The sequence below is a fragment of the Streptomyces sp. NPDC005808 genome, from assembly GCF_042871385.1.
Lineage (GTDB): Bacteria > Actinomycetota > Actinomycetes > Streptomycetales > Streptomycetaceae > Streptomyces.
In genome coordinates, this window is the sequence record NZ_JBIAIK010000002.1 from 665,861 (window position 1) to 678,869 (window position 13,009).

At 69.5% G+C, this 13,009-nt stretch carries 10 protein-coding genes; 5 read left to right on the forward strand and 5 right to left on the reverse strand.

Features of this window, described 5'->3' with window-relative positions:
• Positions 1-538: 538 nt before the first annotated feature.
• A complete protein-coding gene (locus tag ACFYPC_RS06550; RefSeq protein WP_388671708.1) occupies positions 539-1,930 on the forward strand; it encodes an alkaline phosphatase D family protein in 1,392 nt (463 codons plus the stop codon).
• Between the two features lie 124 nt (positions 1,931-2,054).
• Here the strand turns inward: ACFYPC_RS06550 and ACFYPC_RS06555 are convergent, their stop codons facing one another.
• Positions 2,055-2,456 (reverse strand): ArsI/CadI family heavy metal resistance metalloenzyme, encoded by a 402-nt coding sequence (locus tag ACFYPC_RS06555; RefSeq protein WP_388671711.1) that lies wholly within the window; start codon positions 2,454-2,456, stop codon positions 2,055-2,057.
• 29 nt (positions 2,457-2,485) lie between these two features.
• Positions 2,486-3,871 carry an NAD(P)-binding domain-containing protein gene (locus tag ACFYPC_RS06560; protein ID WP_388671714.1) on the reverse strand — a complete coding sequence of 462 codons (1,386 nt, stop codon included), beginning with the start codon at positions 3,869-3,871 and terminating at the stop codon, positions 2,486-2,488.
• Positions 3,872-4,140: 269 nt separating this feature from the next.
• On the opposite strand from ACFYPC_RS06560, the gene ACFYPC_RS06565 reads away from it, so the two are divergent.
• Complete coding sequence (locus ACFYPC_RS06565; RefSeq protein WP_388671716.1) at positions 4,141-4,518, forward strand: ArsR/SmtB family transcription factor; 378 nt, start codon at positions 4,141-4,143, stop codon at positions 4,516-4,518.
• A 248-nt stretch (positions 4,519-4,766) separates the two neighbouring features.
• Here the strand turns inward: ACFYPC_RS06565 and ACFYPC_RS06570 are convergent, their stop codons facing one another.
• The 3 genes from ACFYPC_RS06570 to ACFYPC_RS06580 form a co-directional block, all read right to left on the reverse strand.
• On the reverse strand, positions 4,767-5,780 hold the full coding sequence (locus tag ACFYPC_RS06570) for an NAD(P)/FAD-dependent oxidoreductase (protein ID WP_388672054.1): 1,014 nt from the start codon (positions 5,778-5,780) through the stop codon (positions 4,767-4,769).
• A complete protein-coding gene (locus tag ACFYPC_RS06575) occupies positions 5,777-6,325 on the reverse strand; it encodes an isoprenylcysteine carboxyl methyltransferase family protein (RefSeq protein WP_388671719.1) in 549 nt (182 codons plus the stop codon). Before ACFYPC_RS06575 ends, ACFYPC_RS06570 begins: the two co-directional genes overlap by 4 nt.
• A 72-nt stretch (positions 6,326-6,397) precedes the next feature.
• Positions 6,398-7,474: a type III polyketide synthase gene (locus tag ACFYPC_RS06580; RefSeq protein ID WP_388671722.1), complete on the reverse strand. Its 1,077-nt coding sequence runs from the start codon at positions 7,472-7,474 to the stop codon at positions 6,398-6,400.
• 215 nt (positions 7,475-7,689) lie between these two features.
• Here ACFYPC_RS06580 and ACFYPC_RS06585 point away from each other — a divergent pair, with 215 nt between their 5' ends.
• The 3 genes from ACFYPC_RS06585 (at position 7,690) to ACFYPC_RS06595 (ending at position 12,885) form a co-directional block, all read left to right on the forward strand.
• A complete protein-coding gene (locus ACFYPC_RS06585; protein WP_388671725.1) occupies positions 7,690-8,559 on the forward strand; it encodes a UbiA family prenyltransferase in 870 nt (289 codons plus the stop codon).
• Positions 8,560-8,850: 291 nt separating this feature from the next.
• A complete protein-coding gene (locus tag ACFYPC_RS06590; protein WP_388671728.1) occupies positions 8,851-9,684 on the forward strand; it encodes a DUF1206 domain-containing protein in 834 nt (277 codons plus the stop codon).
• Between the two features lie 468 nt (positions 9,685-10,152).
• Positions 10,153-12,885 (forward strand): carbohydrate-binding protein, encoded by a 2,733-nt coding sequence (locus ACFYPC_RS06595; protein WP_388671731.1) that lies wholly within the window; start codon positions 10,153-10,155, stop codon positions 12,883-12,885.
• Positions 12,886-13,009: the final 124 nt, after the last annotated feature.

The window sequence follows — 13,009 nt, forward strand, 5'->3', positions numbered from 1 at the left end:
CCGGGTCTGAATCGGGGACGTCCGATCTCCTTCTACCCGCTTCCCGACTTCGGTCCCGTCCTTGACGAGGACGACTTCCCCCGTCTGGTCAGGTCGATCGTGACCTCGGTCCTCGGAGAGCGCGTCGAGCCCGATCAGCCGCCGATGCAGTTCCTCCACTATGCCGCGGCCGCCTTCGCCGCGAGCTCGGTGAACCGGGACTGCCAGGCCGTACGGACCGGCAGCGGGAGGAACAGGTCGGCTCACACCTGCCGCAGAAGCGGGCCGTTGCGGGGATGTGGTTGGTGCCGGCCAGGTCGGCAACGCGCTGGTCGTGCCGCAGGTGGGCTAGGACGATCACGGCGATCTGCCCGCGGTTCAGCTGCTGCTCAGCCTGATGAATCGGCACCCGCTGACTCGATTCCGTCGCATGAAGCACTGAATCAACAGACAACCGTTACTTCTGGTTTGCTTCTCGGTCCTCTGGCGCGCCACGACACCTGCCTAGCTTCATTGGTCGGACCAGCAGACCAATTTACGAACGAGAGCGAGAGAGCGCATGGACAGCCACTCGACGGACAACTCGACGAATCGGCGCAGATTCCTGGCCGGCGGCGCCGCAATCGCCGGCACCGTGACGGCGTCGGTATTGGGCTCGCCGGCCGTCGCCGCGGAATCCGGGCCCGCCCAGTCCACCGCGGACAGCGGGCCGCTGCGGCTGACTCACGGCGTGGTGACCGGCGATGTCACCTCGACCAGCGCGATGGTCTGGGCGCGCGGCAGCCGCGAGGGCTCGATGCATGTGCTGTACGGGTCCGATGAGACGCAGGTCGCCGTCCAGAAGGGCCTCCAGAGCGAGACCGTGACGCTGACCGCGGAGCGGGACTTCATCGGGCAGGTGACGTTGCCTGACCTGGAGCCGGGCACCCGGTACTTCTATATGGTCCGGCTGGAGGGCGAGAACACCACGGTCAGACGACCGATCGCGACCTTCGTCACGGCGCCGGAGAAGGACGACAAGAGCGACGTCCACTTCGTCTGGAGCGGTGACACGGGCTCGGGCTTCCAGAACCCGACGCCGTACCCCACGTTCGCCTCGATGCTCGCCGAGAACCCGGAATTCTTCATCTTCAACGGCGACACCATCTACGGCGACGTCGCCACCGCGGCCAGCGGCCGGGCCACCAGCCGCGAGATGTACTGGGCGAAGTACAAGGAGATGCGGGAGGACCCTTACCTCCAGACGCTCGCCTCCCGGGTCCCGTTCATCGTCAACTGGGACGACCACGAAGTGACGAACGGCTTCCGCGGCCCCTCGGAGCCTCTGATGCCGATCGGCCGCGAGGCCTTCCACGACTACTGGCCCATCTCCTCCGGTCCGGAGCAGATCTACCGGTCCATACGCTGGGGGCGGGAGTTGGAGGTGTTCGTGGTGGACGGCAGGCAGTACGCCTCGCCACTGGACGCTCCCGACGGCCCGGACAAGATCCTGTTCGGCGCTGAGCAGCGCAAGTGGCTGGTCGACTCCATGCGCCGCTCCAAAGCCACCTGGAAGGTGATCGTCACCTCCAGCCCGATTTCCATCATCCGCTCCGCGCCTCCGGTGGACGACTACGTCGCCTACGAGCACGAGTTCGGCCTGCTGATGGACGAGTTTCAGAAGATCAAGGCGAAGAACGTCGTCTGGCTCACCGCCGACGTGCACTGGGCACAGGCCATCGAGTACCCGCGCTACGGCATGTGGGAGTTCGTGGGCTGCCCGATCGGCTCCAGCCAGCGCACCAAGGCCGAGCCGCTCTCGCCCACCTTCGGCCCCGAGGAGCGGTTCCTCGCCCTGAACGGCCGCTACTACGGCAGCGTCAGCATCAGCTCCCGCAAGAAGACCATGACTGTCGACCTCAAGCGGCAGTCCGGTGAGTCCATCTACAGCGTGGAGATCCCGGCCCGCTGAGCCCTGGGTGGGACCGGCCCGGTCAGACGACCCGTAGTCACCACTCGCCGGTCCCACCCGCACGGCCTCCGCTGGGTCGTCGAAAGATCCTTTGCCCGGCTCCTGCGCAGCCGACGCCAGGCCATCAGGTGCTGCCCTGTTCCTTGGCCAGGGAGTCGGTGTCGGCCTTGACGACGTACACCTCCCAGGGCTCCTGGCCGGGGCCGTGGACCCAGACCTTGTCCTGGAGGGCGTAGCAGCAGGTGGTGTCGTCCTCCACTTCGGTGGCCAGGCCGGCTTGTCCCAGGCGGGTGTTGGCTGCATGGACCGCTTCGCTGCTGTCGACCTCGACGCCGAGGTGGTCCAGACGCGTTTCCTCGCCCGCGGCGCCCTCGATCAGGACGAGCTTGAGCGGCGGCTCGGCGATGGCGAAGTTGGCGTACCCGTCGCGGAGTTTGGCGGGCTCGGTGCCGAAGAGCTTCGTGTAGAAGGCGATGGACGCGGCGAGGTCGGGGACGCGGAGGGCGAGCTGTACGCGGGACGACATGGCGAACCTCCTTGGGTGGGTGGGGGAGTTCAGCAGCCGCCGGAGGCGGTGACCGGGGCGCCGATGCCGATCTGGAGGGTGGCGGGGGCCGCGCAGCATCCGCCGCCGTCGCCGCTCTGCACTACGTCGGGGTCGTCGAACAGGCCGGCGCCGCCGCAGACCCCGGTCTCCGGCAGGGTCAGTTCGACGCGCTCGGCGGCCTCCCGGTCTCCGGCGATGGCCGCGGCGATGGAGCGGACCTGCTCGAAGCCGGTCATCGCGAGGAAGGTGGGCGCGCGGCCGTAGGACTTCATCCCGACCAGGTAGACGCCCTGTTCCGGGTGGGACAGTTCGTTCACGCCGTGCGGGTAGACGGTGCCGCAGGAGTGGACGTTGGGGTCGATGAGCGGGGCGAGGGCGGTCGGGGCCTGGAGGCGTTCGTCGAGGGCGAGGCGGAGTTCGGAGAGGAAGGAGAGGTCCGGGCGGAGGCCGGTCAGGACGATGACCTCGTCGACCGGGTCGAGATGGCGGCCGTCCTCGTCGACCAGCACCAGGCGGTCGTCGGCGTCGCGCTCGACGGACTCGGTGCGGAAGCCGGTGGCCGCACTCGCGTATCCGCTCTCGACGGCGGCCTTGGCGCGCAGGCCGAGAGCGCCACGGGCGGGCAGTTCGTCGGCCTCGCCGCCGCCGTACGTGGAGCCGGTGATCCCGCGACGCAGGATCCACACCGCGTGCGTGCCGGGCTCGTTCTTGGCCAGGTCCGCGAGGTGGGCCAGGGCGGTGAAGGCGGAGGCGCCGGAGCCGACGACCGCGGTGCTCCTGCCCGCGTAACGAGCGCGTACGGCGGGGTCGGTGAGGTCGGGGACGCGGTAGGAGATACGGTCGGCCGCCGCCTTCTCTCCGAGGGCGGGCAGCCCGTTGGCACCCAAAGGGCTGGGGGTGGACCAGGTGCCGGAGGCGTCGATGACGGCGCGGGCGGTGATCCGCTCCTCGTGGCCGTCCGCGGTCAGGATGTGCACGGTGAACGGCTGCTCGTCACGACCCGCGTCCACGATCCGGTCGCGCCCCGCGCGGGCCACGCCGGTCACGGTCACGCCGTAGCGGACCTTGTCGCCGAGGACATCGGCGAGCGGCTGCAGGTACTGCACAGCCCAGTCGCCCCCAGTGGGGTAGGCGGCGCCGTCGGGGCGGACCCAGCCGGTCGGGGCGAGCAGCTTCTCGGCGGCGGGGTCGGTGACCTCGGCCCACGGGGAGAACAGGCGCACGTGCGCCCAGCCACGTACGGCATGGCCGGCCGACGGCCCCGCTTCCAGCACCAGCGGTTCGATGTCCCGCTCGATGAGATGGGCGGCGGCAGCCAGGCCGATGGGGCCGGCTCCGATGACCACGACCGGCAGCTGGTCGGTGGTGCGCACGCCGTCAATGAGCACAGCCACGATGTTCCCCTTTGCTTCGACGTCCTTTGCTTCGACGTCTGTCGATGTCTTACGGGGCCCAGCATGACACCTGTATTGATAGGCGTCAACATAGACATTCGTCGAATCAGGGGAAAGGAGTGCGGAGCGGATCGATGTGGTGGTGATCGGGGGTGGTGAGTCGGGGCTTACGGCGGCCTCCGGCTTGCGCGGCGCCTGCCGACTCGCCTCGCTCGCGGCCGAGTTGTTCGCCCTGGCCCGCTTGGTTCGACATGTGTCAACATAGATGCATGTCGAATACGAAGGTGCTGCCGCTGCTCGAACCCTCGGCATCCGAGTCCGTGGCAGCGTGCTGCCCGCCGCTGACCGAGCGCCCGTTCTCCGCGCAGGAGGCCGAGACGGCCGCGCGGATGTTCAAGGCGCTGGGCGATCCGGTGCGGCTGCGGCTTTTCTCCGCGGTCGCCTCGCACGAGGGCGGCGAGGCATGCGTGTGCGACATCTCCGACGTGGGCGTCTCCCAGCCGACGGTGTCCCACCACTTGAAGAAGCTCAAGGAGGCGGGTCTGCTGACGTCCGAGCGGCGCGGTACCTGGGTGTACTACCGAGTGGACCCCTCGGTACTGGCGGCCATGGGCAAGCTGCTGACCATCGCGCCGGCCGCTGCCTGATCAGCCCCCGGGAAACCGCGCAGCCCGGTTGGCTTGGAGCTGTTGTGTGAGGCCGCCGACGCCCAGAAAGTGGCCGAGTGGATCACCACGGTGATCCACAATGTTCGGGAGCCGCTGTCGCTGCCGCCGCCGGCGGACGCCGCGGTTCGTCCTGGGGCTACCTGCCGTCTGCCCGTCTGCCCGTCTGCCGTTTGCCCGCCTGCCCGCCTTCCGCCCTGCCTCCGCGTCCGCGGGGAATGGGCAGGCCGCTACTGCAGTGCGCGGACCGCGGCCGTGAACACCGGGGGCATCCGGGAGGCTGCGGGGACGATGAGGCGGGCGGTGGCGGGGCGGCGGCTCGCGGCCAGCAGTGCGCCGGTCAGCAGCCGGTGGCGTCGGGTCAGCCGGACCCAGGCGCGCTCGTACTCCTTCGGTCGCCCGGCGGCCAGGCAGCGGACGGCGGCCCCGGCCGTCGCCAGCGCGAGGGCGATGCCCTCGCCGGTGAGGGCGTCCAGGTAGCCCGCGGCGTCGCCGACGAGCAGGACACGGCCGGCGGTTCTGCGCCGCACCCGCTGCAGCAGCGGCCCGGCGCCGCGAACCTCCGTCGCGGCCGGACCCTCCAGCGACGCGGCGAGAGCCGGGAAACCGGCCAGGTGCTCGTCGTATCCGCGACGGCTGCGGCTGAGGACCGCGACGCCCACCAAGTCGTCGCCGACCGGTGTCACATAGGCCTCACCGTGCCCGGACCAGTGGACCTCCACGAAGTCCGTCCACGGCTCGACGCGGAAGTGCCGGCGCAGTCCGTAGCGGCCATGGGCGATGCCCGGCAACTCCAGCCCCAGGCCGCGGCGCACAGGGGAGTGCAGGCCGTCGGCGGCGATCAACCACCGGGCCGTGGTGCCCGCGGCGGTGACGGTGTCCGCGCTCTGGTGCACCCCGCCGACCTTGCCCGGCAGCATCCGCACACCCAGGTCGAGGGCGCGCCGGTGCAGCGCGGAGTGCAGCGTCGTACGGCGGATCCCCAGCCCGCCGTGGCCGTGGAAAGGCGCTTCGGCGCGGGCGGCGCCGTCCACGTAACGGATGCCGCGCAGTTCGCGGCCGGTGACCTCGACACCCAGTGCTTTCAGCGCGGTGACACCGCCGGGCATGACGCCTTCTCCGCAGGCCTTGTCCACGGGCCCGGTCCGGGGTTCGACGACGACGGTCTCCAGGCCGGCGAGCGCGGCGTGAATGGCGGCGGCCAGCCCGGCGGGCCCGCCACCGGCCACCAGGACGTCGATCACGCCGGAGTGGGCGAGGTCGACGTGGTCGACGTGGTCGCGGCGGCCAGTGCCCGGTTCTCGCAACGGATGCGCACGGTGAGGAGGGCGGCGTTGAGGACCGTGAACACGGCCGCGGTGACCCAGGCCGTGTGGACCAGCGGCAGGGCCACGCCCTCGGCGACGACGGCCACATAGTTCGGATGCCGCAGCCACCGCCACCGGTAGGGGCCGCCCGTCACCAGTGGCAGGCCGGGCACGACGATCACCCGGGTGTTCCAACGGGGCCCCAGGGTACGGATGCACCACCACCGCAGTGCCTGGGCACCCACCAGCACGGCCAGCATCGGCCAGGCCAGGGCGGGGAGGAAGGGCCGGCCGGCCAGCCACACCTCGGCCAGGCAGCCGGCCAGCAGACCGGTGTGCAGGACGACCATCGCCGGGTAGTGACCCTGCCCGGTCTCGGTCGCGCCCCGGGCAGTGCTCCACCGTTCGTTGCGGCGGGCGACCAGGAGTTCGGCGACGCGCTCGCCGGCGACGGCGGCAACCAGCAGTCCGTACCAGATCATGTGTCCACTGTCCCTCGTGTCCTTCGTGTCCTTCGTGTCCCTCGTGTCCCTCGTGTCCTTCTGCGGTCCGAACTACCAGCGCAGCAGGACGAGTTCGCAGGCGAATCCGGGCCCCATCGCCAGCAGCAGACCCGGCGTGCCCGGCGGCGGGCGGCGGCCGGCCAGGGTGTCGCGCAGTACGTGGAGCACCGATGACGAGGAGAGGTTGCCCACGTCGGCCAGATGACGCCAGGTCACCTCCAGGGCGTCGGCAGGAAGGCCGAGGGCCTCGGTGACGGCATGAAGAACCTTGGGGCCGCCGGGGTGGCACACCCACGCGGTCACGTCCTTCGGCTTGATCCCGTGGTCGCCGAGGAACCCCTCGACGTCATCGGCGAGGTAACGGCGCACCACATCGGGGACCCGCGGGTCGAGGACGACCTTGAAACCGGTGTCCCCGATGTCCCAGCCCATGACGCGCCCGGTGTCCGGATACAGGTGGCTGCGGGAGTCCACGATCGTCGGACCGGCGATCGTGTCCGGGCGGCCCGGGCGGCCTGGGCGGTCCGCGCCGACCGCGACGACCGCGGCGGCGCCGTCGCCGAACAGCCCCGTGGCGACCAGGTTGGCCATCGAGGCGTCGTTGCGCTGGAAGGTGAGCGAGCACAGTTCGACCGACAGCAGCACCGCCACCTGGTCGGGCCGGCCAAGCAGGTAGTCGTGTATCCGGGCCAGTCCGGCCGCGCCACCCGCACAGCCCAGCCCGAACAGGGGCAGCCGTTTGACGTCCGGCCGCAGTCCTAGGCGGCCGACCAGCCGTGCGTCGATCGAGGGGGTGGCGATGCCGGTGACAGAGGTGAAGATCAGCAGGTCCACGTCGGCCGCGGTCAGGCCGGCGGCGTGCAAGGCGCCCCGGACGGCCTGGGCACCAAGGTCGGTGGCGGCGGCGATGAAGACATCGTTCGAGGCGCCGAATCCATCCAGTTCGCCGTACCGATCGAGCGGCAGCGTCATATGGCGCGAGGTGACCTTCGTACTGCGGTGCAGGCGGTCCAGGACCCGGCGGTCGGTGTCCTCGGGCAGGCAGGTGCGGGCCACCATGTCCGTGATCTCATGCTGCGCGCGACGATGCGGTGCGAGGGCACCGTGGACAGCTGCGATCCGGGTCATACGGTTCCCGTCTGGGCTCCTGCAGGGGGCTGACTTGCTCTGCACGTGTTCCCCGGTCCGGCATTTCGACACCCTTGATCGCCCGTCCGGCGGCTCGCCCCGGCGGCTCGCCCCGGCGGCTCGCCCCGGCGGCTCGCCCCGGCGGCTCGCCCCGGCGGCTCGCCCCGGGGGCGCGGTGCGCCGGGCGGGCCGGTCCGGGCGCCTACGATCGGCGGGTGGGCACTTCCGAGCAGTCGACGGCCGATGGCCCGCCAGCGAGTTGGGCCGGCCGGGTGGCCGGCCTGGCGGGCTCGTGCCATCCCGGGCCTGTCGTCGCGGTCACCGTCTTGATGTCCGCGCTGGCCGTCACCGCCGGCCAGAGCGCCGCGCGTTGTGTGCTGACCGGCGCCGCCGTGCTGACCGGGCAGCTGTCCGTCGGCTGGTGCAACGACGCGTTCGACGCGCGCCGGGACATCGCCGCGGGCCGCCGCGGCAAACCCGTCGTGGACGGCACGGTCCGTGTCGCGGACGTGTGGATTGCCGCGTACGCCGCTCTGGTGCTGTGCGTGCCCCTGTCGTTCGCCTGCGGGCTGTGGGCGGGCACCGTTCACCTGGCCGGAGTGGCCGCGGCGTGGGCGTACAACCTACGACTCAAGGCGACAGCGTGGTCGTGGGCGCCTTATGCGGTGGGTTTCGCGGGCCTCCCGGCGTTCGTCGCGTTGGGGCTGCCGGGGCACCCGTGGCCGGCCTGGTGGGTCGTCACCGCCGGGGCGTTGCTGGGCGTCGGATCCCATCTGGGTGACGTGTTGCCGGACATCCGCGGGGATCTGGCGACGGGCGTACGGGGATGGCCGCACCGGCTGGGCCCGGACGGTGCGCGCCTGCTGCTGCCGGTGCCGCTGGTGGCCGCGTCCGCGGTTCTGGTGCTGGGGCCCGCCGAGGCACCTGGCGGGTGGGGAACGGCGGCGCTCGTGGTGACCGTCGTGATCGCGGTCGCGGGGACGGTGCTGGGACGCCGCTGGGAGCGGTTGGCGTTCGCGGCAGCGGTTGCCGTGGCGGTGGTGGATGTGGCGTTGCTGCTGGTGGGGGGCACCGGGATCGCCTGATCCCGTGCGAGCGGGACCTGCGGGTGCTACAGCTGCTCGCTGATGTCGTCGGCGTCTTCGGCGGCGCACTCGTGGGCCGCGTCGTGCACGAGGAACTCGCCGGCGTGCCACGGCGCTGAAACAGCGGGCCCAGCGGAGACGACCGACTGGCGACCGATGACCGAGCCGACGCGCGGCCCGCTCCGCTCCGCTACGGCCCTGGCTCATCGCCTGCCGCGCATCAATTCCCCGGCCAGGGGCACTGGAGAGCAGTGGACGCGTACCTCGCGCCCACGCCATGGGGAGGACGTCATGACCTCGTCTCACACACAAGGGCATGGCCGGGCCGCGAAGTCCGCGGCCCGCGCCACCCAGAACGAAACGCTGACTGCCGCGGGACGGGCGGGATTTGTCGCACGGGGCGTGGTGTACATCCTTGTCGGCACACTTGCCATTCAGATCGCCCTCGGCAGCGGCGAAGAGTCGGCTGACCGGCAGGGCGCACTGGCCCAGGTGGCGGAACAGCCGTTCGGGAAGGTGATGCTGTGGGCGATGGCGGTCGGCTTCGGCGGCATGGCGTTGTGGCGGGGGTCCCGCGCTGTCCTTGGCAGGGGGCCTCGACGCAAGGCCGGCTCGCGAGCCCTTGACGGCGGACGGGCGGTCTTCTACGCGGCCATCTGCTGGGCCACGGCGGAGTACGCCGGCGGGGGCGGGCAGGGCTCCAGCGGCAACTCGCAGTCGCAGGGCTGGACGGCCTCGGTGCTCGAATTGCCGTACGGCCAAGTGCTGGTGGGTGCCGGCGGCTGTCTGCTGATCGGCATCGGTGCGGTGCTCGCCGTCCGGGCAGCCATGCGACGATTCCTGCGGCAGCTCGACACCGGCGCCATGAGCCACCGTACGAAGCAGGTCGTCACCGGTCTCGGCGTGGGCGGCGGTGTGTCACGCGGCGTGGTGTTCGCCGCGGCGGGGATCTTCATCCTGGTCGCAGCGATCCGCTTCGACCCGGACGAGGCGAAGGGCGTGGACGCGACGCTCCGCAGCTTCACACAGACGCCGATGGGGCCATGGCTCCTGATCGCCGTGGCGAGCGGGCTGATCCTCTTCGGCGTCTTCTCCTTCGCCTCGGCGCGCTGGCGCCGTCTGTGAACGGCGACCTGAGCCGGACCTGCCGGACGACTGGTACCGGTTGACGGACTTCATGTTCCGCACGCGGATGCCGGGCGGTGGGTCCGCGCCGGCCGCGCCGAGGTCCGGAAGGTGCTCGTAGTCGTCCGGTACCGGACATTTCGGCAAGCGGCTGACGGAAACGAACGCCGGGGTGCCTGGTTGCGGGAATTCATCGCGTGCCGTCGGGTGTGAGTTCATACGCCGATCTGGAAAATCGGGATGCCGTTTGTCAGGCCCATTATTTTCCAATAGTGGCTTTCCGAACACGGCTCTTCCCGTGCAGCCCGCCCGGCCAATGGAATCGCACCCGGACTCTTGACGCGAAATTATGTGCCTTGTTAACTGAACATGACAATCCCATCCCACTTTCGCCATACGGGAATTCGCGCGCTTCAGTCCGCCGAAAGGGTGTTCATGGTGATGAGAATCCTGCGGTCCTTACCGCCAATGGTGCTCCTCGCGGGGCTGCTGGCCGGCGGAACCGCCACTGAGGCGCTCGCCTCGACGACGGACGCCGCGTTCAACCAGGCGAGCGGTGCGCTGAACGTCGACCACGCGAGCTATCTGGCCAAGCACGACATCGTCTACAACAGGCCCAACACCAATGCCTCGTACGGTCTCCCGGTGGGCAACGGCCGTACCGGCGCGATGGCTTGGAGCCAGAACGGCCTGACGATGCAGACGTCCGGAGTCGACCTGTCCGAGCAGTCCGCGTACGCGGCGGGGCTGGTGAACCTCACGACGAGCCCGGCGATGGACACCGGGTATTCCACGTACCAGCAGCGTTTGTCGCTGTACGACGGCACGTTGGTGACCAAGTACGACGCCAACCGGACCGTGACCGTCATGGGATCGCCCAACTCGGAGGTGATGGGCATCCATGTGGACGACTCGCGCAGCGGGGTGTCCAGCGTGTCGTTCAACCTGAGCATGTGGGACCCGGCCACCGTCACCAACATCGCCGACGTGCCCGATCTGAACACCTGGAAGACGATCTCCACCTTCGCCGACGCGAGCGTCGCCGGGCTGAGCCGCGGTCAGGCGGATCCGAACGGATTCGGCTACACGCTGGCGGCCACCGTCGAGGGCGCCGCGTTCACCACGCAGGTGGTCGACTCACGGACGGTTCGGGTGACCATCTCCCCCACCTCCAGCTACACGATCTGGTTCACGGCCGCGAGCCGGATCAACGCCCCGAACCACGACTCGGTGGCCCAGGCCCGAAGTCAGCTCAGCTCGGTCAAGTCCACCGGCTACAACACCACGTTGACCAATTACAAGAACTGGTGGCACGCCTTCTGGGCCAAGTCGTTCGTGCAGTACTCGGGCCTTTCCGGTGACGCCGACTACCTGGAGAACGTCTACTACCTGTCCACCTACATGATCGCGGCGGGTGGTTTCGGCAACTACCCGTCCCATTTCATCAACGGCGTCTTCCGCGCCACACAGGACAACAGCAAGTGGAGCAACGCCTATTGGTACTGGAACCAGAGAGACGTCTATCTGTCGTTCTTCGCCTCCAACCACACCGACCTCATCGACCGGCACAACAACCTGTACAGCCGGAACTACGCCGCGCTGAAGGCGTACACCCAGACCCGGTACGGCGTGGACGGTCTGTGGGTGCCGGAGACCATGGGCTGGGACGGCAACGCGCGCGGCACGATCAACAGCGACTACACCAAGAACGTCCTGTCCACCGGCTATGAAGCCGCCTACAGCATGTACACGCGCTACCGGTACACCAACGACGCCGACTACCTCCGGAACGTGGCCTATCCGTTCATGCGGGAGACCGCCAAGTTCTACTCGGCCATGCTGACCCGCGACGCCACCACAGGCCTCTACCACATGGCCAACTCCAACTCCCACGAGACGTACTGGAACGTCCAGGACGCGATCACCGACCTGGCCGCCGTACGCAGCATGTTCCCGCTGGCGATCCAGGTCAGTCAGCAACTCGGCGTCGACGCGGGGCTGCGTTCGACCTGGCAGAACGTGCTCGACAACCTGACTCCGTACGTCGTCTCGGGAGGTGCCTACCAGCCGCACCAGCCGCCCATCTCCCAGACCAGGAACAACGAGAACGTCTCGGCCGAGCTGATCTGGCCCTACGACCTGACGGGCATCGGCTACCCCGACTACCAGACGGCGGTCAACACCTGGAACCAGCGGCCCTTCCCCTACGGCAACGTGTGGTCCAACGACGCCGTCCAGGCCGCCCGGCTGGGCCTGGGCGACCAGGCCTACCAGGGCATGAAGACCATGCTGCAGAAGTACCAGAACTACCCCAACGGCATGACCAACAACACCAACGGCGTCTTCGAGTACCTCGGCGTGCACCTGACGGCGCTCAACGAGTCGCTGCTGCAGAGCTACAACGGCAAGATCCGGGTGTTCCCGGCCGTGCCCGGCGACTCGTCCTTCGTCGGCAAGTTCACGCTGCTGGCCAAGGACGGCTTCCAGGTCAGTTCCGAGCGTGAGGCGGGCGAGGTCAAGTACGTCGGGGTGAAGAGCCTCCACGGCAAGCAGGCCACGGTCGTCAACCCGTGGAGCGGCCAGCAGGTGCAGGTCCGTCGGGTGTCGGACGGCGCGATCCTCACCACGAGCTCCAGCGCCGAGATCACCTTCGCCACGGCCGCGAACACGGTCTACGTGGTCGAGCGCACCGCCAAGCCGCTCTCCTCGTACACCTCGACCCGGCTGACCGGCACCGCCAACCAGGACGCGAAGACCCTCAGCGGCACCGCGTCCACCCTGGGCCTGCGGACCGCGACAGCCCCGGCCGGCACGGTCAGCCTGCTCTCGCGCGCCAACTACCTGTACGTCTCCGCCGCTGATGCGGGCGCCTCTCCCCTGATCGCCAACCGGACGGCCGCAGGCACCGCGGAGGCGTTCGACCGGGTGGATCTGGGCAACGGGAACATCGCCCTCAAGTCGCGGGCGAACGGCAAGTACGTCACCGCCGAGAACGCCGGCGCCGAACCACTGATCGCCAACCGCGATGCCATCGGCCCCTGGGAGACCTTCCAGGAGATCAGGAACTCCAACGGCACGATCAGCCTCAAAGCGCAGGCGAACGGCATGTACGTCTGTGCCGACAACACCGGAGCCGCCCCACTGATCGCTAATCGCACCGCGATCGGGAACTGGGAGTCGTTCGACCTCATCACCAACTGAATCTCACGCCCTTACGACCGAACGGCGGGCCACGCGCCCGCCGTTCGCCGTTCGCCGTTTCTGGGATGACCACAGGCGCACTCATGCGCCACAAACTCCGAAGGGCGCCCGGTCCCGGCAGTGC

Bases quoted from the DNA above. Each gene is read 5' to 3' on its own strand.
- ACFYPC_RS06550 (WP_388671708.1), top strand. From the start codon at position 539: ATGGACAGCCACTCGACGGACAACTCGACGAATCGGCGCAGATTCCTG.
- ACFYPC_RS06555 (WP_388671711.1), bottom strand. From the start codon at position 2,456: ATGTCGTCCCGCGTACAGCTCGCCCTCCGCGTCCCCGACCTCGCCGCG.
- ACFYPC_RS06565 (WP_388671716.1), top strand. From the start codon at position 4,141: ATGTCGAATACGAAGGTGCTGCCGCTGCTCGAACCCTCGGCATCCGAG.
- ACFYPC_RS06575 (WP_388671719.1), bottom strand. From the start codon at position 6,325: ATGATCTGGTACGGACTGCTGGTTGCCGCCGTCGCCGGCGAGCGCGTC.
- ACFYPC_RS06580 (WP_388671722.1), bottom strand. From the start codon at position 7,474: ATGACCCGGATCGCAGCTGTCCACGGTGCCCTCGCACCGCATCGTCGC.
- ACFYPC_RS06590 (WP_388671728.1), top strand. From the start codon at position 8,851: ATGACCTCGTCTCACACACAAGGGCATGGCCGGGCCGCGAAGTCCGCG.
- ACFYPC_RS06595 (WP_388671731.1), top strand. From the start codon at position 10,153: ATGGTGCTCCTCGCGGGGCTGCTGGCCGGCGGAACCGCCACTGAGGCG.